Origin of the sequence: Chromobacterium amazonense (assembly GCF_001855565.1) — a bacterium.
Classification (GTDB): Bacteria; Pseudomonadota; Gammaproteobacteria; order Burkholderiales; family Chromobacteriaceae; genus Chromobacterium; species Chromobacterium amazonense.
In genome coordinates this window covers 326103-348014 of record NZ_MKCR01000031.1, presented here as the reverse complement: position 1 = coordinate 348014, position 21912 = coordinate 326103, and the positions used below count along the sequence as shown (strand labels likewise).

At 60.4% G+C, this 21912-nt stretch carries 29 protein-coding genes; 9 read left to right on the top strand and 20 right to left on the bottom strand.

Annotated elements, in window-relative coordinates; translation table 11 throughout:
- Positions 1–111: 111 nt before the first annotated feature.
- The 9 genes from BI343_RS15295 to BI343_RS19420 all read right to left on the bottom strand — a co-directional run bounded on the left by BI343_RS15295 (position 112) and on the right by BI343_RS19420 (position 4996).
- Positions 112–492 carry a hypothetical protein gene (locus tag BI343_RS15295; protein WP_071110327.1) on the bottom strand — a complete coding sequence of 127 codons (381 nt, stop codon included), beginning with the start codon at positions 490–492 and terminating at the stop codon, positions 112–114.
- Positions 489–737 carry a hypothetical protein gene (locus tag BI343_RS15290; protein WP_071110326.1) on the bottom strand — a complete coding sequence of 83 codons (249 nt, stop codon included), beginning with the start codon at positions 735–737 and terminating at the stop codon, positions 489–491. Before BI343_RS15290 ends, BI343_RS15295 begins: the two co-directional genes overlap by 4 nt.
- Before the next feature lie 16 nt (positions 738–753).
- Positions 754–3009 (bottom strand): replication endonuclease, encoded by a 2256-nt coding sequence (locus BI343_RS15285; protein WP_071110325.1) that lies wholly within the window; start codon positions 3007–3009, stop codon positions 754–756.
- Positions 3006–3473, bottom strand: coding sequence for a hypothetical protein (locus BI343_RS15280; RefSeq protein WP_071110324.1), 468 nt, complete (start codon positions 3471–3473; stop codon positions 3006–3008). Before BI343_RS15280 ends, BI343_RS15285 begins: the two co-directional genes overlap by 4 nt.
- Positions 3474–3489: 16 nt before the next feature.
- Positions 3490–3669, bottom strand: a complete 180-nt coding sequence (locus tag BI343_RS15275; protein WP_071110323.1) for a hypothetical protein — start codon at positions 3667–3669, stop codon at positions 3490–3492.
- A gap of 93 nt (positions 3670–3762) precedes the next feature.
- Positions 3763–4050: an ogr/Delta-like zinc finger family protein gene (locus BI343_RS15270; protein ID WP_071110322.1), complete on the bottom strand. Its 288-nt coding sequence runs from the start codon at positions 4048–4050 to the stop codon at positions 3763–3765.
- A gap of 5 nt (positions 4051–4055) precedes the next feature.
- On the bottom strand, positions 4056–4502 hold the full coding sequence (locus BI343_RS15265) for a YmfL family putative regulatory protein (protein WP_083341001.1): 447 nt from the start codon (positions 4500–4502) through the stop codon (positions 4056–4058).
- Positions 4503–4548: 46 nt separating this feature from the next.
- Positions 4549–4731, bottom strand: a complete 183-nt coding sequence (locus BI343_RS19805) for a hypothetical protein (protein ID WP_139165760.1) — start codon at positions 4729–4731, stop codon at positions 4549–4551.
- Positions 4732–4753: 22 nt separating this feature from the next.
- Positions 4754–4996 carry a hypothetical protein gene (locus BI343_RS19420; protein ID WP_083370102.1) on the bottom strand — a complete coding sequence of 81 codons (243 nt, stop codon included), beginning with the start codon at positions 4994–4996 and terminating at the stop codon, positions 4754–4756.
- A gap of 114 nt (positions 4997–5110) precedes the next feature.
- On the opposite strand from BI343_RS19420, the gene BI343_RS19415 reads away from it, so the two are divergent.
- From BI343_RS19415 to BI343_RS19410, 4 genes are all read left to right on the top strand, one after another.
- Positions 5111–5434: a helix-turn-helix transcriptional regulator gene (locus tag BI343_RS19415; protein ID WP_083341000.1), complete on the top strand. Its 324-nt coding sequence runs from the start codon at positions 5111–5113 to the stop codon at positions 5432–5434.
- Between the two features lie 131 nt (positions 5435–5565).
- Positions 5566–6024 (top strand): OB-fold protein, encoded by a 459-nt coding sequence (locus BI343_RS15255; RefSeq protein WP_071110320.1) that lies wholly within the window; start codon positions 5566–5568, stop codon positions 6022–6024.
- Between the two features lie 86 nt (positions 6025–6110).
- Complete coding sequence (locus tag BI343_RS19800; RefSeq protein WP_139165759.1) at positions 6111–6326, top strand: hypothetical protein; 216 nt, start codon at positions 6111–6113, stop codon at positions 6324–6326.
- 138 nt (positions 6327–6464) lie between these two features.
- The gene (locus BI343_RS19410; protein WP_169829022.1) at positions 6465–7019 is read left to right on the top strand and encodes an abortive infection system antitoxin AbiGi family protein; all 555 of its coding nucleotides are present in this window, start codon (positions 6465–6467) and stop codon (positions 7017–7019) included.
- A gap of 200 nt (positions 7020–7219) precedes the next feature.
- On the opposite strand, the gene BI343_RS15250 is transcribed toward BI343_RS19410, so the two are convergent.
- From BI343_RS15250 to BI343_RS15240, 3 genes are all read right to left on the bottom strand, one after another.
- Complete coding sequence (locus BI343_RS15250; RefSeq protein WP_071110319.1) at positions 7220–7618, bottom strand: hypothetical protein; 399 nt, start codon at positions 7616–7618, stop codon at positions 7220–7222.
- A 178-nt stretch (positions 7619–7796) separates the two neighbouring features.
- On the bottom strand, positions 7797–8267 hold the full coding sequence (locus BI343_RS15245; protein WP_071110318.1) for a hypothetical protein: 471 nt from the start codon (positions 8265–8267) through the stop codon (positions 7797–7799).
- A 402-nt stretch (positions 8268–8669) separates the two neighbouring features.
- Positions 8670–8987 (bottom strand): hypothetical protein, encoded by a 318-nt coding sequence (locus BI343_RS15240; RefSeq protein ID WP_071110317.1) that lies wholly within the window; start codon positions 8985–8987, stop codon positions 8670–8672.
- A gap of 684 nt (positions 8988–9671) precedes the next feature.
- On the opposite strand from BI343_RS15240, the gene BI343_RS15235 reads away from it, so the two are divergent.
- On the top strand, positions 9672–11300 hold the full coding sequence (locus BI343_RS15235; protein ID WP_071110316.1) for a methyl-accepting chemotaxis protein: 1629 nt from the start codon (positions 9672–9674) through the stop codon (positions 11298–11300).
- Between the two features lie 23 nt (positions 11301–11323).
- Positions 11324–12553, top strand: a complete 1230-nt coding sequence (alr, locus tag BI343_RS15230; protein WP_071110315.1) for an alanine racemase — start codon at positions 11324–11326, stop codon at positions 12551–12553.
- A gap of 27 nt (positions 12554–12580) precedes the next feature.
- On the opposite strand, the gene BI343_RS15225 is transcribed toward alr, so the two are convergent.
- From BI343_RS15225 to BI343_RS15200, 7 genes are read right to left on the bottom strand one after another with little or no spacing between them, the layout of a single operon-like run.
- Positions 12581–13795 carry a phage late control D family protein gene (locus BI343_RS15225; protein ID WP_083340997.1) on the bottom strand — a complete coding sequence of 405 codons (1215 nt, stop codon included), beginning with the start codon at positions 13793–13795 and terminating at the stop codon, positions 12581–12583.
- Positions 13792–14235, bottom strand: a complete 444-nt coding sequence (locus BI343_RS15220; RefSeq protein ID WP_043627261.1) for a phage tail protein — start codon at positions 14233–14235, stop codon at positions 13792–13794. Before BI343_RS15220 ends, BI343_RS15225 begins: the two co-directional genes overlap by 4 nt.
- A complete protein-coding gene (locus BI343_RS15215) occupies positions 14235–17279 on the bottom strand; it encodes a phage tail tape measure protein (protein ID WP_071110314.1) in 3045 nt (1014 codons plus the stop codon). Before BI343_RS15215 ends, BI343_RS15220 begins: the two co-directional genes overlap by 1 nt.
- Positions 17272–17475, bottom strand: a complete 204-nt coding sequence (locus BI343_RS20770) for a GpE family phage tail protein (protein ID WP_081571663.1) — start codon at positions 17473–17475, stop codon at positions 17272–17274. Before BI343_RS20770 ends, BI343_RS15215 begins: the two co-directional genes overlap by 8 nt.
- Positions 17403–17699: a phage tail assembly protein gene (locus BI343_RS15210; RefSeq protein ID WP_071110313.1), complete on the bottom strand. Its 297-nt coding sequence runs from the start codon at positions 17697–17699 to the stop codon at positions 17403–17405. Before BI343_RS15210 ends, BI343_RS20770 begins: the two co-directional genes overlap by 73 nt.
- Before the next feature lie 25 nt (positions 17700–17724).
- Positions 17725–18237 carry a phage major tail tube protein gene (locus tag BI343_RS15205; RefSeq protein WP_071110312.1) on the bottom strand — a complete coding sequence of 171 codons (513 nt, stop codon included), beginning with the start codon at positions 18235–18237 and terminating at the stop codon, positions 17725–17727.
- 12 nt (positions 18238–18249) lie between these two features.
- Positions 18250–19422 (bottom strand): phage tail sheath protein, encoded by a 1173-nt coding sequence (locus BI343_RS15200; RefSeq protein ID WP_071110311.1) that lies wholly within the window; start codon positions 19420–19422, stop codon positions 18250–18252.
- A 101-nt stretch (positions 19423–19523) separates the two neighbouring features.
- On the opposite strand from BI343_RS15200, the gene BI343_RS15195 reads away from it, so the two are divergent.
- Positions 19524–20003 (top strand): LuxR family transcriptional regulator, encoded by a 480-nt coding sequence (locus BI343_RS15195; RefSeq protein WP_139165758.1) that lies wholly within the window; start codon positions 19524–19526, stop codon positions 20001–20003.
- A 52-nt stretch (positions 20004–20055) separates the two neighbouring features.
- Complete coding sequence (locus BI343_RS15190; protein ID WP_071110309.1) at positions 20056–20262, top strand: hypothetical protein; 207 nt, start codon at positions 20056–20058, stop codon at positions 20260–20262.
- A gap of 192 nt (positions 20263–20454) precedes the next feature.
- Here BI343_RS15190 and BI343_RS15185 read toward each other — a convergent pair whose 3' ends face one another.
- Complete coding sequence (locus tag BI343_RS15185; RefSeq protein WP_083340996.1) at positions 20455–20697, bottom strand: tail fiber assembly protein; 243 nt, start codon at positions 20695–20697, stop codon at positions 20455–20457.
- A gap of 247 nt (positions 20698–20944) precedes the next feature.
- Between BI343_RS15185 and BI343_RS15180 the strand changes: the two genes are divergently transcribed.
- Positions 20945–21910 carry an IS5 family transposase gene (locus tag BI343_RS15180; RefSeq protein ID WP_083340712.1) on the top strand — a complete coding sequence of 322 codons (966 nt, stop codon included), beginning with the start codon at positions 20945–20947 and terminating at the stop codon, positions 21908–21910.
- Positions 21911–21912: the final 2 nt, after the last annotated feature.

Genomic DNA, 21912 nt, shown 5'->3' with positions numbered 1-21912 from the left:
CTTGTTCTGCTGGCGGCCATAGGCGAGCGGCCTTGCCGGTTTTCAGAGGACGGCGCCCAGGTTGATGGGATGGGCCGGCCGCTCGCCTATGGCCGCTATGCGGCGGGTGGATCAGATGCCTTCCACCACCAGTTCCAGGCTGGTGCGTTCTTCACCGGAGGCCAGGATCTGGAAGCGGTCCCGGCCCTGGGCGTCTTGGCCGTTGGCGACGAGCCGGCGTTCCAGAGCGTTGCCGGCCAGCCTCACCACGTAGCGCTGCAGCGGCAGCAGGTCGATGGGCAGGCGCAGCACGAGGTAGGGCACGAAGCCGGCGCCGGCCTGGGCGCTGGCGTCCAGCTCGATGTCGCGCAGCCGGCGGGCCATGCGCTCGGCGCGCTCGATGTTGCGCAGCTGGCCGTTTACGGCGTCCAGCTCGGCGCGGTAGCGGCCGACCGCGGCTTCCATCAGCCGGGTGTAGAGGTTGGTTTGCGGTTCGAGGGCTACGGTGTTCATTGCGCTTGCTCCTGTTCGTTGGTTGTTTGCTCCCGCGCTAGCAGCTCGCCCATTCGCGTCAACAGTTCATGGAACTTCTGATCAGCTGGTTCAAAGCATCTACTCAGTGCAAGACGGGCCCGCTCTACATTTCCGTCTCGCAGAAACCGGCAAACCACCACCGCGCTGCTGGTGCGCTTGCTTTTTGCCTCTTCAAATTCCGAGTGCAATGCCTCGAAAAACTCACTCTTATCCAGTCCAAACATGCTTCCTCCTCGCCGCTTACGCGCGGCCTGCTTGGTTGATCCACTGCCGCGCCCTGGCGGTTGCCTGGGCCAGCTGTTGAGAAACGGCGATGCCTGGGCCGCCGGCGCTCCAGCGCTCGTCGCGCGGGCGGGCTTGGCGGCGGCGCGGCTTATCGGTGCCCAGCGCCTGGGCGCGGATGGCGTCCAGCACTTCCATGCCTTGGCGGTGCGTCATGCCCAGGTTGGCTGCCAGGCGGCGGTTGATCTTTTGCATGCGGACGCGCTCGCGGCTGGCTTCGCGCTGGCGCTCGGCGGCCAGCTGGTGGGCCTCGATGCCGCGCTGCGCCCACTCATGGACAAACTCCGGGAACATCCGCAGGTAGCGCTGGTGCGCCTCGTATTCGCGGCGGGCGGCCAGCTGCTCGGCAGTGAGCAGGTCGCTGTCGTCGTCCTGGCTTTCCACCAGCACGCGGTCCGCCTCGCTGAACTGCCATTCCGGCTGAATCTCGCCCTGGGGTGGCACTTCCAAAAACGTAGAGTTATTGACACGAGTCCAAGGGGAAGCTGCGCTTCCCTCAACCCCGGCGGCCTTGCGGCTGATCTGCCATTCATGGACGCGGGTTTGCGCCAATTGGCCGCTGGCAAGCTCCACCACGCCAAACACGCGCTTTTGCCCCGGCTCGCCGTAGCGGTTTTCCGCCGGCTGGCTGTCGCGGGCGGTGCTGAGCGGCATGTCGGCGCGCTTGGCCTCATGGCCGCCCATCAGGTACACAAAGCGGCCCCAATTGCCGGTGTCCGCGGCAATGGCGGCATGCATCAGCACGTCCTCGGCATCGGCCGCTTGATAGTCCCAGCGGCGCAGCTCGCGCCACACGCCCACCGGCGGGCCGCCAATCTGCTGGAACTGGCGGATGCCCCAATGGCTGGCCCAGGCATCCACACGGATGGCGGTAACGGTGGCATCTGTGGCGGCGGCTTGGTCTTTGCTTGCGCCATCATCCGGGCCGGCCACGCCGGCGTGGTCCAGCGCTTCAAAGTCGTCGCCGATCGATTGGCCGTTGTGCTTCAGGCCATCAATGTTTTTCGCCACATACTTGGCCAGGTAGCCGGCAGCGGTGCCAACGCTCCAATCGATAGGCTTGAACCACACCCGCGGCTTGATGCCTTTCCATACCCAGCGCGGCGGGTTGGCCCAAAAGTCCGCTTCAATGCCCAGCTTGTTGGCCATTTCGGCCAGCTTGCCCTTGGCGCCATTGGCGCGCAGGCCGCGCGCCGCCTGCATGGCTTCGGTCTTGGTCAATAGGTAGGTCAGCCCCAGCTCTTGGCGGTCTTCGCGCACGGCATGGCGCGCCACCACTCGGCGGAAGTCTGTGACTGCTTCTTTGGGCATGAACAGCAAGGCATGCCAGTGCGGCGTGCCGTCGTGGTGCGGTTCCGCCACGCGGAAGCCAAACGGCTTGATGCCCATGCGCGCCAGCGCGGCCGTAATGCGTGACCACACGGTTTGCAGATAGTCGCGGGTGTCGATGGGCGTGGCACCGTTGTACTTGGCATTGCGCTGGCCGCTGCCCTTGTGGCGCGGGTGAAACCGGCTGGGGGCGGTGAGGGTGATGAATTCGCCGGCATAGTCCAGCCCCTGGGCGAGGTGTTCAAAACCAGCAATCCGCACCATCAGCTCGGCGCGGCGGATGGCAGGGTTGCTGATGCTGAGGTCCGCCAGCTCTTGCAGAGTGTATTCCTGGCCCAGCTCGTTGATGGCTGCCAGCGCCTCCAGCAAGCCGCGGTTGCGGCGCTTCTGCTCGCGGCGGCGAGCGATGGCGTCGTGGCTGGCATACAGGCCATGGCGGCAATGCACCAGCCCCAACTGGATAGACAGATGTTCGCTGCGGCGAGCATTGGCGCGGCGCAGGGCGCGGCGCCACCACAGGCTGCATGCCACGCGCTTGGCGCGGCCTGCATTGGTTTTGCCGGCCGGCGGCTCCACGCCAAAGCGGGCGCAGTAGCGTTCCAGCTGCTCCATGTTTGCGCCGCGGCTGAGCAGCTGGTCCGCCTCAAACGCGCGCTGCTTGGCAAATTCCACCAGCTCCATTTCGCACGCGCCCAGCGGCAGCGCGTCGCGCGGCATAAAGCGGGTGAGGTCGCGCAGCCAGGCGTTGGCCTCGGCCTCGCGCGGGTCTGCCTGATCCTGGGCCAGCGCCAGGGGCACGCCCCGGCGCTGGCGCCACTCGCGGCCAATTGCCCGGCCCAGGTGGCGCGGGAAGCGGTCCAGATCAGGCAGGCGGCAGGTTTTCATGCGGCGCGCTCCTCGCGGGCGGCCGGCGCGGCTTGCTGCGGTTCGGCGCGCAGCGGCAGGCCGCCGCGCAGCAGCTTGGCTTCGGCTATGCGCGCTTCGGGCAGCATGTTCTCAATCGCTTCTATCACCATGCCCGGCTGATGCAAGGCCAACTGGCGCAGCTGCAGGCCATTCAGCAAGATTTGCTGATTGATGGCGCGCTCCACCTGGGCCAATACCTTGATGGCGTCCTGAATGTCCGCCAGCGCGTCCAGCTGCGCAGGCGTCAGCACCTTGGCTTGCAGCTCGTCCACCGCCACCAGTTGCGGCCCTGCCACCTCGCGGCGCAACGGCTCCACCGGCAGATGCACCGGCGCCAGCCTGGCCTGGGCCTTTTTCTGCGCCTCATGGCGCGCCGCATTCTCGCGCGCCATGTTCACGGCGACATCGCGCCAGGGGGATTTAACGGTGGTAGCGGTATTCATGGCGATGGCTCCAGAATCAGGCAGGCAAAACGAACTGCAGCACAATCAGCAACAGCACCAGGGCGCAGCAGCCCAGGTATTCCAGCCACTCGCCCAGGCCGGAAAACTCGCGGCCGGCAGTGGAATAGCAGGCGGTGCCATTGGCAAAGCGGACATAACGGAGCTTGGCAAGGCGGGGCGCTTTGGGCTGTTGCATGGCGTTTTCTCCTGTGTGTTGCGTTTTTTGGGCGTAAAAAGCCCCCTCGCACTGCGCGGTGCGATTTTTCAATGAGAGGGGGAGGGGTAGGGCTTAGGCGGTCAGGCCCGGCAGCTCTAGTTGGTTTTCCGTTCCAGCTTTTTGACGGCGAATCAGGAGTTGCACTTCCGCAAGCCGCTGCTTGGTAGCCATTGGAATGTAGATGCCGGCACGCGGCAGCGCCGACGGGCTGAGCGTTTCACGCACGGCGCGAAAGGTGCTGAAGTTGTGTCCGCAGGTGACATTGGAGCACGTCAAATATTCCTCCTGTGTCAGATCGGACAGATAGCGGCTGGTGCGGGTGTAGGCGACTTGTTTGCAGTGCGGGCAGATAAAGGCCATGGTGATTAGCTCCGGCAGAACACTTGAAAGGTCAGATGGTTCATCTGCGTCACCTTGGTGCAGATGGCGTCGCGGATGGCCTCCAGGCGCTGGCGTTCGCGCTTGTCCACCTCGCCGTCGCGGGTGGCTTCGCTCCACTCGCGCGCCAGGCGGCCCACTTCATCCACCAGCTCCATGTACACGCGCTGGATTTCTTCATCGTCCACCGCTGCCACATCCGGCAAAGGGATAAACACGCCGCCGGCCTCCGCCGCCACGGCCTCTGCAAACAGCGTGGTGCCGCTAAAGGCCTGCATCTGCATGGCCTCATGCACGGAAACCGCTTGGCCCTTGCGCTCGTACACGCGGTTTTCCAGACCGTCCTTGCTAAAGCCCAAGGCCGCCGCCATGGCGGACCATCCGCCGGCCATGGCCTTGCACATGTCTTGATACGCAATCCTGAGTCTGTCCATCACGGTTTCCTTGCTGTCCCTATGCGGCTTTTATTTGGGCGAGGCTTTAGCGCGGTTTGGGCGCTGGCGGCAGCTGGCGGTATTCATCTAGAGCAGCCACGAGCTGCGCTTCGGTTTTGCACTTCAGCATGTACTTGGCGGCATAGGCGCACACGCCGGCAGTCATGCCGTAGTGCATGGCCAAGTGTTGATTCAAAGCCTGATGCTGCTGGGGAAAGGTGGTTGTCACAGTAAGCCCTCCGGTTCGGTGGTTATGCTGAAAATGCTTTTTGGATAGCATTTGCCCATTCCGTCAGACCGTGTAGAGCCAGGAAGGTGGGCAGGCCAACGAGATAGATTTCACGGCTTAGGCTGCTCTCAGACATGCCTAGCTTTTCCTTCAGCTTATTGAAGAGGTAGCGTTCAATAGGCAGCAGGCGCATCTGCACGGGTTTTGACTGTGCTACACCACGTGGACCGTAAACCCTTCGGCCACTCTGTGCGGTGGTGGTCATATGCGGTACCATCATCTGAAATCTGAATTGCTTTGCATCGTACATCTGAATTCTGAATGTTGCAACATGTTTCCGTCTGAAAATGGATGGGTGCGCTTTGCGAGAGGTTAAAAATTGAATATTGGGGACCGGCTCCGAGAGGAAAGAAACCGACTGGGCTTTACGCAGCAGGATGGCGCAAAGGCCGCCGGCGTTGGCTATACGACTTATATGGCGTATGAAGCTGGCCGCAGCTTTCCAAACGCTGAAGCCCTCAACCTTCTGCATGCTGTAGGTTTCGATGTCCTGTACGTTGTGACAGGTGTTCGCAATGGTGCGGCGTTGTCGAATGAGGACAGCAGCCTGCTGGCTGATCTGAATCAAGTGGACGAAAAGGGGCGCACACTGGCCGTTACCACCATGCGCAGCCTGCTGGATACCTACAAACGCTTGTCGTAGGTCAACCCCACCCTCCTAAACAGAAGCCCGGACTTAGCCGGGCTTTTTTTGTTTGTGATTCACTTTGTGTTAGCATTTCATACCGTCATATTGATTTTAACTAAAACAACCTATATTGGGAGTGTGATGACATGAAGGCACTGAAATGGATCGCAATTGGCCTGGTGGCGCTGATTGCGCTGGGCGCGATGTTTGGCGGCAAGGGCGACAAGGAAGGGAAGATGGCCAGCGCCGACAGTCAGACAAGTTCGGCGCCAGTCGCCGAAGCGTCGAAAGAGGCCGCCGTGAAAGTGACGGCCTTGAAGCTGTATCAGGACTACGATGACAACGAGGCCGCCGCCGACGATATCTACAAGGGCAAGCTGCTGGAAGTGTCCGGCCGCGTGGCATCCATCGACAAGGATGCGTTTGACAATACGGTGGTTTGGCTGCGGGGCAAGGATGAATTCAACCGGGTGATGGCCAAGATGGGCAAGGAAAATGCAGCGCAGGCCAAGACCCTGAAGAAAGGACAAAGCGTAACGGTATCGTGCAAGGGCAGCACTCGCATCATCGGCAGCCCGACGATGGATGAGTGTGCAGTTTTGTAAAGTGTTGTCCCATAAATAAAGCACCTCTACAGTGAGGCGCTTTATTTTTACTCCCTTATTCAAAAATGCCTACAGGACTATAAGCAATGAACACCGGATATTGGATTGAAGATAATTTCATATATGGCCCTGCTGAATCGGGTAAATACTGGATCGAACATGGATATATCTATGGTCCGAAAAATAGTGGCAAGTACTGGATCGAAGATGGCTACATTTATGGGCCAAATGTCGGGGGGAAATTCTGGATTGATGGTAATCACATTTATGGCCCAACCAAAAACCTCCCTTGGTTGGAGTGATGCATTTTAACTCTACAGTCGAGCGGGATAGTCACGTGCAGTGCTTGTGCTTCCTCCGTTTTACTCCCACTGCCGCTCACTTCTACGTTATATGCCTCAGTAAATATGAGAAGTAAGAGAACCGATCTAAGTTATAGAGTGACCCATCTGGTACGTGCCGGTTGTTATGATGAGGCTGTAGATATCCTCTATAAAATTGCCTGTGATGAGCACCTCGAAGGTACAACGAGAGCAATCATAGGAAGTACCCCCGTGGTTTGCTTTTCAGAAGCTCCGGTAAGTGAATTCACAAAAGAGAATAAGCATTTCAGTCCATTTGGCATATCTGTAGAAAAGTCTTGGCTCTTTGCAGCTGGTGGTCGCCCAGTCATTTATCAGCCCAAAGATGAGCATCATTATATTAATCCGGCTATTCATTGGAAATTAGTCTCTTTTGATCCCATCAAGTCACAGGAGGACGGATGGGTAGACTGGTCTTGGCAAAGAGAGTGGCGCATCCCTTCGGAAATGTTTTATCTACCATATGAGCAGGCCATTTTTTTGGTACCATCAGAGGAGTACAGAGATCGTTTATTGGCCAGATATCGGGCTGATGAAGAGTATCGCGCTCTGTACGAGGCTCTATGTCTTGACCTTTACCCATACCCGCCAAGTGACTTCCCTTACCAAATAGAAGTCATCGCAGGTGCATGACATCTCGTTCAATAGGACGTGCAAACTCAAACGTTATATGCTTATCTTTATTCAAGTAAAGGAGATGTTTGAATGAACATTGAAGATCCGGTTAAAAAAGTTACCGCGTACCCCGGATATCGCGAAGCTCGTAGGGTGGATGCCTCGAAGAGGCGATCCACCAGCTTTGCAGGAAGAAAGCGGAGTGATAGCCGTCCATATCATCGCAGAACCAAGCCAGCGCCTCTCGCAAGAGGCGCTTTTTCATTGTTCTGCCGCTGGTGGTGCTCGGGTGAGTCTGCTACGACTGACAAAGCAAACAGCGCGGCCATGCAGACCTCGCGCGGAGCGCAGACAAGCAGGATGTCGCGGGGCTTGGCGCTGTCGCTGGTGAATCGGGACAGGGCGGGATCGAATCTTTCCTGCACATCCCGCCGCGCATTAAAGGCGATGTCCGCCACGATCTTGGCCGACTCGAACCAGTCGCGGCAGTAGTTGGGATGATGGAAGTAGGGCGCGTCCCGCACTTCGTCGGGAATGCGCCAGTAGCTGGCGGCGATGGCTTCGTTCAAGTCGTCGTCAGAAAGGGCGGCGTAGTAGTTCAGGCGGCTAAAGTCCATGGGGCGCTCCGGCATGTGGATGCGCCCACTGTAGCCGCGCCGGCAGCTTGGCGGCGGGCCGCGCTGTTGTGCCGCTGCTGGCTACAACAGCCACCCAAAAAATAAGCGCCTCCAGCGAGAGGCGCTTATTTCATCAGTGATTTCGCTTTAATCGATGCTGATAAGGCTTGCCGATTATTTAGACCGGTTCTTTCTGGAATTCGATAGCCTCTCCTTTTCCTGGCAAAACATATGTCCATTCACCTGTCTTGATATTATCGGCAGAGATGGGGTGTTGAACAACGTCTTTACCCTTTGTTTTGAGTTGGAAAGTGGATGATGACTTGTTGTCTACAGTCCAGTAAGGGCTAAGGTCAAATCGTGCTGAGCATACCCAGCCTCTTGGATCCACGGATAGGAAATATCCTTGCGAGATCCCGGACTTGATTGCGATGACCTCTCCAGTTCCATCGGATTGGATTTGGAAATCATCACCTTTTTCGCCAATTTTGGCGTAGTGATTATATATGCCACTTTGCCCCATCATAAGGTAGCCAATGGTTTGGCCGTTTTTTACGATTTTCAGTTTAAAATTTTGAGACACGGCATTCAGCTCTCCGTGAAAGCCGGGCTTGTCAGACAGGTAGCCTTTTTCGATAGTTGTATCCATTTTAAATCTCCAAAGATTGGGTTGGTTGCATATTAAGGGGTGCATTTGCTTATTAAAGCCAAGGTGCCTATTGAGTTTATAATGTTTTGACTTACTAAATACTGTTATAAAGTCTAGTTTACATTTTGGTAATTTTATAATGGTTTATGAAATTATTTAATAAAAAATATATTGGTGGCTGGGTAATGGTAGGGTGCTATTAGTTTTCATGATTTATATAAGAGTTTATTTTATTTATTCTGAATATCGCAAAGTTCGTGGATGCCCCGCAGGGCGATCCACCAGCTTTACAGGATGAAAGCGGAATGACAGCCGCCCATATCATCACAGAACCAAATTAGCGCCTCCCACAAGAGGCGCTTTTTCATTGCCCTTCCGCTGGCGGCGCGTGGGGTGAGTCTGCTACGACAGACAAGCAAACAGCGCTGCCATGCAGACCTCGCGCGGAGCGCAGACAAGCAGGATGTCGCGGGGCTTGGTGCTGTCGCTGGTGAATCGGGACAGTGCAGCATCGAATCTTTGCTGCACACCCCGCCGCGCATTAAAGGCGATGTCCGCCACGATCTTGGCCGACTCAAACCAGTCCCGGCAGTAGTTGGGATGATGGAAGTAGGGCGCGTCCCGCACTTCGTCGGGTATGCACCAGTAGCTGGCGGCGATGGCTTCGTTCAAGTCGTCGTCAGAAAGGGCGGCATAGTAGTTCAGGCGGCTAAAGTCCATGGGGCGCTCCGGCATGTGGTTGCGCCCACTGTAGCCGCGCCGGCGGCTTGGCGGCGGGGCGCGCTGTTGTGCCGCTGCTGGCTACAACAGCCGCCCAAAAAATAAGCGCCTCCAGCAAGAGGCGCTTTGTCATTGCCCTGGCGGTGGTTGTGCACAGGGTTATCCACTGGTAGCGGTGAATTAGTCGATGAACCGGGTACTCCGGATATCGAAAGCTCGTGGATGCCCCGCAGGGACGATCCACAGCTTTGCCAGGGGGACGCGAAAGCTGCCGCGAATATCATCGCCATCCAACGCTATCTCATGGCCGCTCGCATAGCGCCAGTAACTAGTCTGGCGACCAACCCAGTTGTTTGCGTGCCGCTTTGATATTGAGGTGACCTGCCCAATGCAAGCTGTTTAGTGCCCAGCTACGTAGCTGAGCAAACGCGCCAGAGGGCACGCCGCTTAGCCCTGCCCTGCCATTTACGCCATCCCATCCCTTGCGCTTTTGCGCATGCGCCATGGCAGCGCCTGTCAAATCGTTGCCCCCTCGCCGTCGCCATCCTGGCGGTCAATCAAAGTTGTGGCGTGAATAGTTCCAGCTATAACTATTAAAAGTCCCGGCCAGCCTGCTCCATCAGCATGAGCGGCATGCCAGGAAGCAGCCACCACGCACGGAGGCTTGGGTTGAGGGAGCGCTTCATGAGTATACGCTGGGGCCTGCAGGCCAAATTGTCCCTTTGCTTTACCGTTCTCACCGCGGTGGTGGTGCTGATTTATTCGGTCTACGCCTATCACAGCACGCTGAACGCGGAAATGGATGGCATCAATCGCAATCTGCTGACTTCCGCTTACGCCACGCAGCGCATCATCGGCGAGCATTTCCACGACAAGCTGCCGGATCATTTCGATGGCGACGTCGAATCTACCAAACGGCTTACCACCTTTGTCCACCAGTCTGAGCTGGCCTACGTGTATTCCACCATCCTGCGCGGCTCCAAGGTGTTGTACACCCATTCCTCCGCCAGCCCGGACGAGGAAAAAAGCGGCAAATACCAGCGCTGGTTTCTGGCGGAATACCCCCAGGTGCCCACCGGCCTGCGCACGGCGCTGGAGAAGGGCAGCATTGAATATGAAGACTACAAGGGGGAATACGGCTGGTTTCGTTCCGCCTTTGTGCCGTTCACCACGCCGGACGGCATGCGCTACGTGATCGGCGCCGACATGTCGCTGGAAAAGGTGCACCAGTTGCGCAACGGTCTGTTGCTGCATGTCTCGCTGGTGGCTCTGGCGGTGCTGGGCGTCTCCCTGCTGCTGGCCAACCTGGTGGCACGGCAGCTGGTCAGTCCAATCAACGAAGCCAGCGAGGCTCTCACCCGGCTGGCCGACGGGGACTGGGATCTCACCCGCACGCTGACGGTGCGGCACCGCGACGAGGTAGGCATGATCGCCGCTTCGTTTAATACCTTCATGGCCGCGCTGCGCGACAGGATGCGCGAAATCTGGGACGAATCGCATGCGTTGTCCGAGCTGTCCGCCCGCCTGGCCGGGCTGGTGGATGGCGTAAACCAGCGCTCGCTGTCTCAGGCGGACATGGCGCAAAGCAGCAGCGCCTCCATCGATGAGTTGGCCGGGTCGGTGGGGCAGATCGCCGACATCAGCAACGATGTGCAGCAGCACATGCATAGCTTTTCCCACACCACGCGCAACACCGTGGACAGCATCCGCGCAGCGGCCCAGGTGATGAATCAGGTGCAAGGCGAAGTCACCCATCTTGCGGGGGATATCCAGCATCTCAATCAGCAAACGGCCGATATCAATCGCATTGTTTCGGTCATCAAGGACATCGCCGACCAAACCAACCTGCTGGCGCTCAACGCCGCCATCGAGGCGGCGCGGGCCGGAGAGATGGGCCGCGGCTTTGCCGTGGTGGCGGACGAAGTGCGCGACCTGTCGATGCGCACCTCGCAGGCGACAGTGGAAATCGGTCAAACGCTGATCGCCATTCAGCAATCCGCCTCCAACGCTAGCAAGCGCATGCATGAAGCGGTGGAAAAGGTGGACAACTGCAAGCATCACGCGGATTCCGCCAGCGACACTCTCACCCATTTCGCCGACAGCATAGGCGAAACCGTCAATAACGTGGGCAACATCACTACGGCGGTGCAAGGGCAGGCCAGCGCGTATCGCCAGCTGGCGGAGCGCTCGCAAGCTGTCAGCGAGGCGGCGGCCGGCAACCGCGACGCGGCCAGTCACGCGCAGGAAGAAGTTTCCAGTCTGAAACAGCGCACCGCCACCCTGCACCAGGTGGTGAACCGCTTCACGCTATAACCGCATCCGCCAGGAGGCCCGCCATGTTCCGCCCCACTTTGCTCGCACTGGCTATCGCCAGCATGTTTGCCGGCCAGTTGACGCCGGCCGCGCCCTACCTGCCGCAAGCCGGCGATCACCGCAACGGCCAGCTCAACCATGCCGCCAACGCCTGGCTGGAAATAGACTTGGCGGCATTTCGGCATAATCTGGAAACACTGAAAGCCAGGCTGGGGCCAAACGGGCCGCAAATCTGCGCAATCATGAAGGCCGACGCCTATGGCCACGGCATTGATCTATTGGTGCCCACCGCAGTAGCGGCCGGCATCCCCTGCCTGGGCGTGGCTAGCAACGAGGAGGCGCGGGTGGCGCGCGAAAAAGGCTTTGCCGGGCGGCTGATGCGGGTGCGCACCGCCACGGCGGAGGAGATGGAGGATGCGTTGCCTTATCGCATGGAAGAACTGATAGGCAATCTGGAGAGCGCGCAGGCCCTGTCCAAACTCGCGCGGCAAAGCGGCCGCACGCTGACGTTTCACCTGGCCCTCAACTCCGGCGGCATGAGCCGCAACGGCCTGGATTTCAATCTGGGCGCTTCCCGCCGCGACGCATTGCGGCTGTTGCGTCTGCCCGGCATCCAGGTGACCGGCATCATGACGCACTTCCCGGTGGAGGAGAAAAAAGACGTGCAGGCCGGTTTTGCCCAATTCCAGCGCGATACGGCCTGGCTGATACGCGCGGCCCGGCTGGACCGCAGCAAGCTGCTGCTGCACTGCGCCAACTCCTTCACTACGTTGGAAGTGCCGGAGGCACACCTGGACATGGTGCGTCCTGGCGGTTTGCTCTATGGCGACTCCATTCCCAGCTACACCGAATACAAGCGGGTCATGGCGTTCAAAACCCGCGTAGCTTCGGTCAATCGCTATGCCGCCGGCAATACCGTGGGCTATGACCGCAGCTACACCCTGAGCCGCGACTCTCTGCTCGCCAATCTCCCTCTGGGCTATTCCGATGGCTACCGACGCGCCATGAGCAATAAGGCCTCGGTCCTAATTCATGGCCGCAAGGCGCCGGTCGTCGGCAAAACGTCCATGAATACCATCATGGTGGACGTAACGGATATTCCAGGCGTCCATCCGGGCGACGAAGTGGTGCTGTTCGGCGAACAAGGCGGTGCCAGCATTGCGCAATCGGATCTGGAGGAATACAACGGCGCCTTGCTGGCGGACATGTACACGGTGTGGGGCAGCACCAACCCGCGCATCATCAAACCTTGACGTGCAGCCCAATCAGGCGCTCCGCACTTACCCCGCCACATCCTCCAGCCTCGCCTCCAGCTCCAGCGCCGTGGTGTAGCCGCCGTCGCCCAGCTGGTGGGTGACTTTCTTCAGCACCCAGCTGGTGGCGTCGATGACGGGCTTGAAGCCTTGCACCTGGGCGGGCAGTTCCGGGAACAGCTCCGGCCGGCCTTCGGCCAGGGTGATGGAGAATTCCGCCACGCCGCGCTGCAGCTTTTGCCAGGCGGCTTTTGCGCCTTGCAGCGCGGTGGCCTCGCTGACGTAGACGTGGCGCAGGACTTTGATGTTTTCGCTGCTGGGTTCGATGCCCTTTTGCTGGATGGCGGTGAGCTTGGTTCGCTTGCTCTTGCGGCCTAGCTTGGTGACGGTGGCGCGGCGTTCAAACTTGGTGTCTTGGTTGACGATGACTTCGCCTTTCTTGGCGCCGCGCACGTCATGCCAGTAGGCTTTGACGGCGGTGTAGGCGTTACGGTCGGCCACGTTGAAGCGGTGGTTGTCGCCGCTGCTGCGCCGGATCAGGCAGACAGGGAAGGGCTGGCCGGTGACGGTTTCGGCGTCGCCCGCCTTGCAGAAGATCAGCCGGCCTTGCTTGACGGTGGCGATGGCGTCGTACTGCTCGGCCAGGCGGCTAAGCAGGTTGGCGTCGCTCTCGCTGGTTTGGTCGATGTGTTCGATCTTTTGCTTGGCCAGCCAGGCTGGGATAGCCGGCGTCAGGCCGTTGGCTTTGGCGATGGCCTGCACGATGGCGCCCAGGGTGGTTTGGTGCCAGCTCTTTTCCCGTTTTGTGGCGATGCCGGCGCGCAGGTCGGTAGCGCGGGCGCGGATGGTGAGAGTGTCCGGCGTGCCGGTGTGTTCCACCTCGTCCACGATGTAGCTGCCCTTGTCCACCAGCGGGCCATCTGCCCAACCCAGCGCTAGTTTGACGGTGACGCCGCGTTCCGGGATGTCCAGCTTGCCGTCGCTGTCGTCCAGCACAATGTCCAGCTGGTCCGCCTCAAATCCCCTGTTGTCGGTGAGTGTTAGGCTGATCAGCCGCGGCGTGATGTTGCGGGTGATGTCCTTGCCGCCTAGCAGGATGCGGCAGACGGGCCGGCGCGGCTGGCGCTGGCGCAGCGCGTCCGATGCCTGGGCGGCCAGATTGTCCAGTGTCTGGCCAGCCTGCTTGGCCAGGCCATCCAGCTGGCTGGCATTTTGCTCGAACAGCTGCCCGGCGGCGCTCATTGGATCAGCTCCAGCATGGCGTGGGTGACGGTGCCGAGCAGGTCTAGCAGCTGATCGTCCACGCGCTTGAGCGACAGGGTGAAGTCTATGCACCTGGCCGCGCCGTCGCTGAAAAACTCCTGCCGGCTGATGTCCATCTTCTCCACCACAAAATAGCCGTATAGCGTGCCGGTGCCTTCGATCAGTGGCCAGGCGCGGCCTTGGTCCGCCATCAGGCGCAGCAGGCTGAGGGCGGTTTCGCCGCCGGTTAGCTCCGGCATCAGCCGGCCTGACAGGGTGATGCACTCTTCGTCCGGCCCCAGGAACTGATACGCGGGACGCAGCCCAACGCGGCTATTGCTAGGCCAGCGCCAGCCGTATTGCTGTTTGAAATCCTGATAGGGCAGGGTGTCCAGCGTGAACACGAACAGGCCCAGGGCCATCATCGGCATGCCTAGCATTAGTCGAAGTCTCCAAAGCGGGAACGGCGCGCGGCGGCTTGCTGGCTGGCGGCCTGGGCCAGCGCCTGCGTCACTTGGCGCTGCACCAGGGCGGCGAGCTGTTGCTCGTTCATGCCCGGCGCGGCGTGGATGTTGATATGGAAAATCGGCTGCAGGGCGGGCGCGGCCGGCGTGCTGGCGCGCAGCGGCGGGCGGTGGTCCAGTTGGCCGGCCATGGCGGGTGCGGTGGCGATGGCGATGCCGGCGCCGGCGGCGGTGAGCTTTTTGGCAGCTTCGCGCATGCTGGCCAGCGGCCCGGCCTGGCCCTTGTCTATGCCTTGTTCCAGACCGGCCATGGTGAAGCCGCCCAGCTGGGCCATGACGCGGGACGGGCTATGGATGTCCAGCTTGATCTTGAGCCAGTTGATGACGCCATCGCCCACGCCGCTGATGGCGTTGCGCAAGGCTTCCAGCTTGCTCATGATGCCGCCGATCAGCCCATCCATGGCCATACGGCCCAGGTCGGCCAGCCGCGCGCCCAGGCTGCCCAGGAAGCCGGTGATCTGATCCCAATGGCGGACGATGACGCCGTACAGCGTCCAGCCCATGAAGTAATCGGCGATGATTTGCCCAGCGCCAGTCACCTTGGCGCTGATCCAGTCCCAAGCCGCCCGCGCGCCTGCCTGGATGCTGTCCCAATGCTTGATGATCAAGCCCGGTGGCGTCCAGTTGAGGAAGTACGCCACCAGCGCGCCGCCAGCAGCAAAGACGATGCCCTTGAAGCGGTCCCACAGCGCGGCGGTGATCTTGCACAGGTCTTCCCAATGCCGAACGATGAAGCCAACCGGCGTCCAGTTCATCAGGTAGCCAGTGATCCAGCCGCAGACGGTAGAGAACACATCCTTGATGCCATTCCACAGCGCGGCGAACTTGGGGCCGATCCAATCCCAATTGCGCCAAATGAAATAGGCTGCCGCTGCAATGGCGGTGACCACCAGCCCAATGGGATTCATCAGGAACACGCGGCCGAGGAACATCATGGCCTTGGCGGCCATGCCCAGCGCGCCACCCAGCAGGGATAACGCGCCGCGAAGCAGGCCGAAGATGCCGCCCAGCGAGCCGATGACGATGGATGCCTTGGACATGACCAGGCCCAACATGGCGAACGGCCCGATGATGGCGGCAGCTGCCAGCGCCAACCCGCCCAAGCCGGCCAGCAGCAGGCCGACGATGGCCAGGGTTTTCATGATGGCGTTGGCCAGCTCCGGGTTGGCCTTGGCCCACTCGCCCAGCCTTTCCGACAGCTTGCCAATCCATTCAGAGGCCGCCTTCAGCTCCGGGCTAATGGCTTCGCCAAAGCGCACCATGGCATTGGTGAAGGTGCCGGATGCGGCGTCCCATAGGTTTTTCAGGGTGCCAAGCTGCTGGTTGACGCGCTGCTGCAGGCTGGCTTGGGCTGCTAGGTTCTGCACAACATCGTCGTAACCTTCCTTGCCCTTTTCGATGATCTTGGATAGGACTTCGTTGGTTTCTTTGTCGTCGCCAAAGATGTCTTTCAACACGGCCAGGCGATTTACCGTGTCCAGTTTTTGCAGCTTGGTCAACTGGGACATGAGCTTGTCCAGGCCGCCAAACTCGCCCTTGCCGTTGGTGAAGTCCAGATCCAGCGCAATGCCTTTTTGCTTGCGCAGGTTCTGCTGCACCTTCTTGATCTTGTCCACGTTCAGGCTGGCCGCAATGACTTTGCGAATGGCGTTGCCGGCTGACTCGCCGCGCATGCCGGCCTGATCCATCATCACCACGAAGGGGGCGAAGGCTTTGGCGCCTTCCAGCCCTTTGACGCGCATCATGTCCATGGCCGCGCCCAAGCCCTTGTAGGCTTCCAGCATGTTGTCCGGGTCTACGCCGGCGTAAAAGCCGCGCTGGATCATGTCCACCAGGCCCATCATGTCTTTTTCGCTGGTGCGGGTGGCGTCTTGCAGCTTGGCGGTGAATTCCGCCGCGGCCTCCGGCGTCATCTTGAGCTGCACGCCCAGGTAAGCCGCGGCTTCGCCCAGGCCGCCCAGCACAGACTGCGCGCTCATGCCCTGGCGCTGCAGCATGGTCATCATGTTCTGGAAATCGGCGGTGGTGCCGGGCAGGCGGTCGCCCAGCTTTTCCGCCAGGCGGTTGATCTGCTCGAACTCCGGCGGGATGACGCCGCCGGCACGCATCATCGCGCCTTTCAGCTGGGTGGCGGCGTCTTCGGCCTGGGCGTAGGCCATCACCGGCATGGCCATGGTGGCGCCGATGGCCGCGCCACCGGCAACAGCCTTTGCGCCTGTACTGGCGATCTTGTCGCGCGCGGCCAGGGTTTTGTCGTAGCGCGCGCGGGCGGCGATGAACGCTTGCTGGCGTTTGTTGGCGCGCTCCAGCGCGGCGCTTTGCTTATCCAGCGCGGCGGCAGCGGCAGCGGCAGCGGTGGCCGCTTTGAGTTGGGCTTGATGCTGGGCCAGCTTGGACGTATGCATGCCGGCTTGGCCCAGCTGCTGGCGGGAGTCTGCCAAGGCGGCGGCTAGTTCTTTGCGGCGGGCGGTGTTGGCGCGCAGCGCTTGCTCTTCGGTCTTGATGGCCTCTTGAGATTTGCGGATGACGTTCTTTTGCCGGGCGTGCTCAAGCTGCAGCTGTTCCAGCTCATAGCGCTGCTTGGCGATGGCGCCGGCGTAGTTGGCGGATAGCTTGGGGTATTTGACCAGGGATTCGTTGAGGTCGTGGTAGCGCTTCTCGGCGGTCTTGAGCTTGGTAGCGATCAGGCTCAATTCGGACTTGGCCAACCCTTGAGCGCGGCGGTGCTGGTCCAGCGCCTGGCGCGAGGCATGCAGGGCAGCAGTGCTGGTTTGGGACTCTTGGCGCAGGCGGTTGAAGCCGTCCAGCTGCTTCTGGGTTTTTTCCAGGCCTTTGAGCTGGTCCCGGCTTTCCTTCACCGCGCGCGCCAGCGCTTGGTTGCCGGCCATGGCCTGCTTGAGCGGCCGGGTCAGTTTGTCCACGGCCGCCAGCAGCACTTCGATTTTCAGCTGGCTATTCATCGTCGGCGGCTCCTGATCTTAGGCGGGCCGCCTCGCGCCAGCTGGCCAGCTCGGCCAGCGGCATGGCGCTATAGGCCGAGGGCGGCCAATGAAATATGGTGGCGATATCGGCGATGGCGTCGTCTACGCTGCCGGGGAGAGGCTGGCGGGCTGCTCCGATTTCTTCAACAAAAAACCGACCACCACGGTGGCGCATTGCAGCAGGTCGGCCGGGTCCAGGCGCTTGGCTTCTTCCTCCGTCAGCGCCGGCATGGACAGGCGCGGCAGCAGCTTGATGGCGGCGTCTACGTCCAGCTGCAGCACGTCGGCCAGCTTGAGGCCGCGCAGCTCGCCAGCGCCGGGGCGGCGCAGTTCGATGGCTTCGATCTTGGTTTCGCCGCGTTGGATGGGGGCGTCCAGCTGGATGGTGTTTTCATTCATGGCTTGGGGTTCCTAGAAATGGGGGTTACAGGCCGACATTGGCGCGGTGCTGGGCCATGCGGTCTTGGCCGGCCACTTTGAACACGTCGTTTACGATGTCGATTTCGATCAGCTCTTTGCCGTCCATGATCCATTTCAGGTAGGTCAGGTCGGTCTTAACTTTGAATTCGCCGTTCTCGCCGGCCTTGGCGTCGCCGGAGTCCAGCTCGTTATGGCGGCCGGCGGCGACGATTTCCACGGCGTGGCTTTCGCCGGTGGCTTCGTTTGAATAGCTGCCCATCCAGCGCAGCTTGGCGGCGTCGTGTTTTTCCGCGCCGAAGGTGGCGATGATTTCCGGAATGGGGCCGTTGTAGGTGTGTTCCATCTCCAGCTTTTCCACGCCCTTGAGCAGCGCCACTGGGCCGATCATGCCGGCGCCGGTGTAGTCCTCGGTTTTCATCTTGAGCGCCGGCAGCTTGACCGACAGGCATTCGGCAATGAAGGACATGCCGTCGTTGAACAGGTTGAATTTGCGCAGGGTGCGCGGCAGTGCGGCCATGGTTGTCTCCTGTTAGCCGTTGACCTTGGACGCGAAGTCGATCAGGTAGCGGTCGGTGATGCGTTGGCGCAGCATCAGGTTTTCCAGCGGCGGGATGGGGGTGTAGTCGTAGTCGATGGCCAGCTTGCCGGTCTTGAGCGTGTCCTTGTCGTTGACGGTGGCGTCGTACCAGCAGGTAAAGCCCAGCAAGTAGCCATTGGTCACCAGCTCGCGGCCCTTGGCGTTGACGCCGTCCACGATGTCTTTCACTAGCGTGGGCGTGAGCGGCTTATCCATGGCCCACATATGCGCTTCCGCCAGGGTGTCGGCCAGCACCTGGGCGGTGCGGGTGTAGGACTCGAACGCGAACAGCGGATCGTCGCTGCACGTCCGGCTGCCCCAAAAGCGGAAGCCGTCGCGGCGGATCAGGGTGGTGATGGATTTTTCGTTGAGGAAGCCGGCGTCGGTGGCCGGGTTCTGCAAGTCCCAGTAAACATCCTGGCTGATGCCGGTGACGCCTTGCACCACCACATTGGACAGCGTCTTATGCCAGCCCTGGGTTTCGTCCAGCATGGCGCGCAGGCCCAGGGCGCGGGCGACGGCAGGGGCGGGCATGTCCTTGTTGGCCGCGCCGTCCCAGGCGGTGAAGTCCGGCCAGATGACCATCAGCTCGCGCTGGCCAATGTTTTGCCGGTATGCGGCGGCGTCTTCCTTGGTCTTGCAGCCGTTGGCGCTGACGTAGCCGAAGGCGCGCAGCTTGGCGGCGAGGGCGGCCAGCTCGGTGGCCACCGGCAGGGTATCCAGCGCCGGCACGCCCAGGATGCGCGGGCGCACGCCGACGCGCTGCTGGGCGCTGAGCAGCGCCTTGAGGCCAGTGTTTTGGCCGCTGGCTGTCGTCGTGCCGATGATCAGGCTGTTTTGTTCCGCCGCGTCCTTGCCGGTTTTGACGCGCACCACCACCACCAGCGGGCTGGCGTTGTCGGCGATGGCTTGCAGGCTGGCGGCCAGGGTGCCTTTGACCCCGGCCTTGCCGATGGCGGCTTGCACGTCGGTCAACAAAACCGGGGCATCGAGCGGGAAGGCGGCAGGGTCGGCATCGTCCGCGGTGCAGACCATGCCGATGACGGCGGTGGAAATGGTGCGAATGGGGCGCGTGCCGGTGTTGATTTCCAGCACGCGGACGCCGTGGTGGTAGTCCTGGGGCATGTCTCAGTCTCCGGGTGAGGTTCTGAGCATGTTGCCCCGCGTGATATTCCGGCGCGAGCGGTGCTTGTTGTATCAGGCCGCGCCACAACCTAGCATAGAATTTGACCGTATTTCTACGTAAGAACATGCCCTTTCCCGTCTCCGACCTGATCCAGCGTTTTCTGGACAGGGCGGACGCGCGGGATATGCTCACGTTGTTGGATGTCATCGCGGAAATAGCGAAAGAGGATGCGCCGGCGCATCTGCGGACCCGGCTGGCAGAGGACTTGCGGCAGGTGCTGGCGGACGCCGCATTGCGGCAGCAGGTGCAGGCCCGGCAATTGGGACAGTTAAGCGATGCCGAGGTGTCCGTAGTTTTACTTATCGCCGCCGGGCGCAGCTACCGTGAGGCGGCGCAGGCGCTGGGCATTACCGAGCGCACCATCCGCGCGCATGTGGAAAATTCCTTTAGAAAACTTGGGTTTAAATCTGAGGCGGGCAAACGGCGGGATGCGCGCGTGCTGGTGGCGCACATTTTTTTGCCGGAGGTTATGCAGCGCATTGGCTTAAACGCCAATATCAAACCTGTAACGATTTCGTAAAAATAACGACTTGGCATTTAATTGCCTGATTCAATAATAAATGAGGTTAGAAATGCACAATCGTTCTATTGCCAACACCTTGAATCCCCTGATCGGACATGACCCGCGCGAGACGCTGGAAAACCTCTGCGTTTGCCTGGCGCACTTGGGCGAGACCTTCGCCAGCCATCATGAAGACCCGTCGATCCACTTCTTCGCCGTCAGCGCCGCCGCGGCGCTGAAATATGAGGCGGAGCAGATCGAACAACAGGCCGCTTGATAGCGGCCAGCCGGCAATGAACAAGCCCCGCGGGTGCGGTAATGCCGTTCACTTAAGAGAAAAGCACCGTCTCCATGCATGGGAAACGGTGCTTTTTTTGTGGATTCCTGTGCTCTCAAGGCCAGAAAAGTCGCCCGAAAATCCTTAAGTGAACGGCATTGCCGCGGGTGCGGGGCTTTTTGAAGTAGGTGCTTAACGCGATGGGGTCGGTGCAGTGGGCCACGCCACCTTATCCAAGTTCACCGTCGTTTCCGGCAAATCTCGTAGCGCCTTGCGATAAGTTTGCCACGCTGCTTTTTGTTCTTCTGTCAGCACAACATCCGCCATTTGCGTCCAGTCGCAGGCACGCAACAGCACGTCACGCCGTTGGCGCAACTCCCGTAGCTGGGCCTCACGAAAACCCGCAACCAATTGTTCAGTGATTTGCTGTTCCATATCACACCCCTCTCAGAAAGCCATTAGGAATCATGCCACTCGATACAGCAGTCATTGCATCGAGCCGGATTTCGAACTCGGGCCGACCATCGCTGAAAACCAAGTTTCCCGATTCGGCGTTGAATACATTGATCTTGACCGGGCACGATGAGGTGACGTTGTAGCTACGACTTCCTAAGGAAGGTCTGAACAAGTCTCCAATCTTCCCGTAAACTGACTCCCCCTCAGTCAGATCCAGGACGCCAGCATGCGACAGCAGATGACCTTCACCGATCTCGAACTCGCCGCTAAGAAGAAGCGCACCCGCCGCGAAATCTTTCTGACAGAGATGGATCAGGTCATGCCTTGGGCGCAGCTCGAAGCCGTCATCGATCCAGTGTATCCCAAGCCTGGCAACGGTCGCCGCCCCTACCCGTTGTCCGCCATGCTGCGCGTCTACTGCCTGCAGCACTGGTACAGCCTGTCCGATCCCGCCATGGAAGAAAGCCTGTACGAGATCGCCTCCATGCGCCAGTTCGCCGGCCTCTCCCTGGACGCCGTCCCGGACGAAACCACCCTGCTGAACTTCCGCCATCTGCTGGAAAAGCACCAGCTGACCCACGCTCTGTTTACCGCCATCCACCAGCATCTCTGCGACAAAGGGCTGATGTTGAAGCAAGGCACCATCGTCGATGCCACCCTGATCCACGCGCCCAGCTCCACCAAAAACGCTCAGGGCGAGCGCGATCCGGACATGCATCAAACCAAGAAGGGCAATCAGTGGTACTTCGGCATGAAGGCCCATATCGGCGTCGACGCCCAGTCCGGCTTGGTGCATCACGTGGCCGGCACCCCCGCCAATGTGGCGGATGTCACGATGGTCGATCAGTTGTTGCACGGCGAGGAAATCGATGTGTTTGGCGACGCCGGCTTTGCTGGCGTGCACAAGCGAGCCGAACACCAATCGCGAGCGGTGCGTTGGTGGATTGCGATGAGGCCCGGCCAGCGCAAAGCGCTGACCGATTCAGCCGACGACCGGCAGATCCAGCTGGGCGAAATGGTCAAAGCCAAGATTCGGGCCAAAGTGGAGCATCCGTTTCGGGTCATCAAGCAGCAGTTTGGCTACCTGAAAACACGCTACCGCGGCTTGAAGAAGAATACCGCGCAACTGATGACGCTGTTTGGGCTGGCCAACATCTGGCTGGCGCGAAAGGCCTTGCTGGCGGCGAGTTGAAA

Excerpts from the sequence above, each read along its gene's own strand:
- BI343_RS15295 (WP_071110327.1), bottom strand. The coding sequence starts at position 492 with ATGAACACCGTAGCCCTCGAACCGCAAACCAACCTCTACACCCGGCTG.
- BI343_RS15290 (WP_071110326.1), bottom strand. The coding sequence starts at position 737 with ATGTTTGGACTGGATAAGAGTGAGTTTTTCGAGGCATTGCACTCGGAA.
- BI343_RS15285 (WP_071110325.1), bottom strand. The coding sequence starts at position 3,009 with ATGAAAACCTGCCGCCTGCCTGATCTGGACCGCTTCCCGCGCCACCTG.
- BI343_RS15280 (WP_071110324.1), bottom strand. The coding sequence starts at position 3,473 with ATGAATACCGCTACCACCGTTAAATCCCCCTGGCGCGATGTCGCCGTG.
- BI343_RS15275 (WP_071110323.1), bottom strand. The coding sequence starts at position 3,669 with ATGCAACAGCCCAAAGCGCCCCGCCTTGCCAAGCTCCGTTATGTCCGC.
- BI343_RS15270 (WP_071110322.1), bottom strand. The coding sequence starts at position 4,050 with ATGGCCTTTATCTGCCCGCACTGCAAACAAGTCGCCTACACCCGCACC.
- BI343_RS15265 (WP_083341001.1), bottom strand. The coding sequence starts at position 4,502 with ATGGACAGACTCAGGATTGCGTATCAAGACATGTGCAAGGCCATGGCC.
- BI343_RS19420 (WP_083370102.1), bottom strand. The coding sequence starts at position 4,996 with ATGACCACCACCGCACAGAGTGGCCGAAGGGTTTACGGTCCACGTGGT.
- BI343_RS15255 (WP_071110320.1), top strand. The coding sequence starts at position 5,566 with ATGAAGGCACTGAAATGGATCGCAATTGGCCTGGTGGCGCTGATTGCG.
- BI343_RS19800 (WP_139165759.1), top strand. The coding sequence starts at position 6,111 with ATGAACACCGGATATTGGATTGAAGATAATTTCATATATGGCCCTGCT.
- BI343_RS15250 (WP_071110319.1), bottom strand. The coding sequence starts at position 7,618 with ATGGACTTTAGCCGCCTGAACTACTACGCCGCCCTTTCTGACGACGAC.
- BI343_RS15245 (WP_071110318.1), bottom strand. The coding sequence starts at position 8,267 with ATGGATACAACTATCGAAAAAGGCTACCTGTCTGACAAGCCCGGCTTT.
- BI343_RS15240 (WP_071110317.1), bottom strand. The coding sequence starts at position 8,987 with ATGGACTTTAGCCGCCTGAACTACTATGCCGCCCTTTCTGACGACGAC.
- BI343_RS15235 (WP_071110316.1), top strand. The coding sequence starts at position 9,672 with ATGAGTATACGCTGGGGCCTGCAGGCCAAATTGTCCCTTTGCTTTACC.
- alr (WP_071110315.1), top strand. The coding sequence starts at position 11,324 with ATGTTCCGCCCCACTTTGCTCGCACTGGCTATCGCCAGCATGTTTGCC.
- BI343_RS15225 (WP_083340997.1), bottom strand. The coding sequence starts at position 13,795 with ATGAGCGCCGCCGGGCAGCTGTTCGAGCAAAATGCCAGCCAGCTGGAT.
- BI343_RS15220 (WP_043627261.1), bottom strand. The coding sequence starts at position 14,235 with ATGCTAGGCATGCCGATGATGGCCCTGGGCCTGTTCGTGTTCACGCTG.
- BI343_RS15215 (WP_071110314.1), bottom strand. The coding sequence starts at position 17,279 with ATGAATAGCCAGCTGAAAATCGAAGTGCTGCTGGCGGCCGTGGACAAA.
- BI343_RS20770 (WP_081571663.1), bottom strand. The coding sequence starts at position 17,475 with ATGCGCCACCGTGGTGGTCGGTTTTTTGTTGAAGAAATCGGAGCAGCC.
- BI343_RS15210 (WP_071110313.1), bottom strand. The coding sequence starts at position 17,699 with ATGAATGAAAACACCATCCAGCTGGACGCCCCCATCCAACGCGGCGAA.
- BI343_RS15205 (WP_071110312.1), bottom strand. The coding sequence starts at position 18,237 with ATGGCCGCACTGCCGCGCACCCTGCGCAAATTCAACCTGTTCAACGAC.
- BI343_RS15200 (WP_071110311.1), bottom strand. The coding sequence starts at position 19,422 with ATGCCCCAGGACTACCACCACGGCGTCCGCGTGCTGGAAATCAACACC.
- BI343_RS15190 (WP_071110309.1), top strand. The coding sequence starts at position 20,056 with ATGCACAATCGTTCTATTGCCAACACCTTGAATCCCCTGATCGGACAT.
- BI343_RS15185 (WP_083340996.1), bottom strand. The coding sequence starts at position 20,697 with ATGGAACAGCAAATCACTGAACAATTGGTTGCGGGTTTTCGTGAGGCC.
- BI343_RS15180 (WP_083340712.1), top strand. The coding sequence starts at position 20,945 with ATGCGACAGCAGATGACCTTCACCGATCTCGAACTCGCCGCTAAGAAG.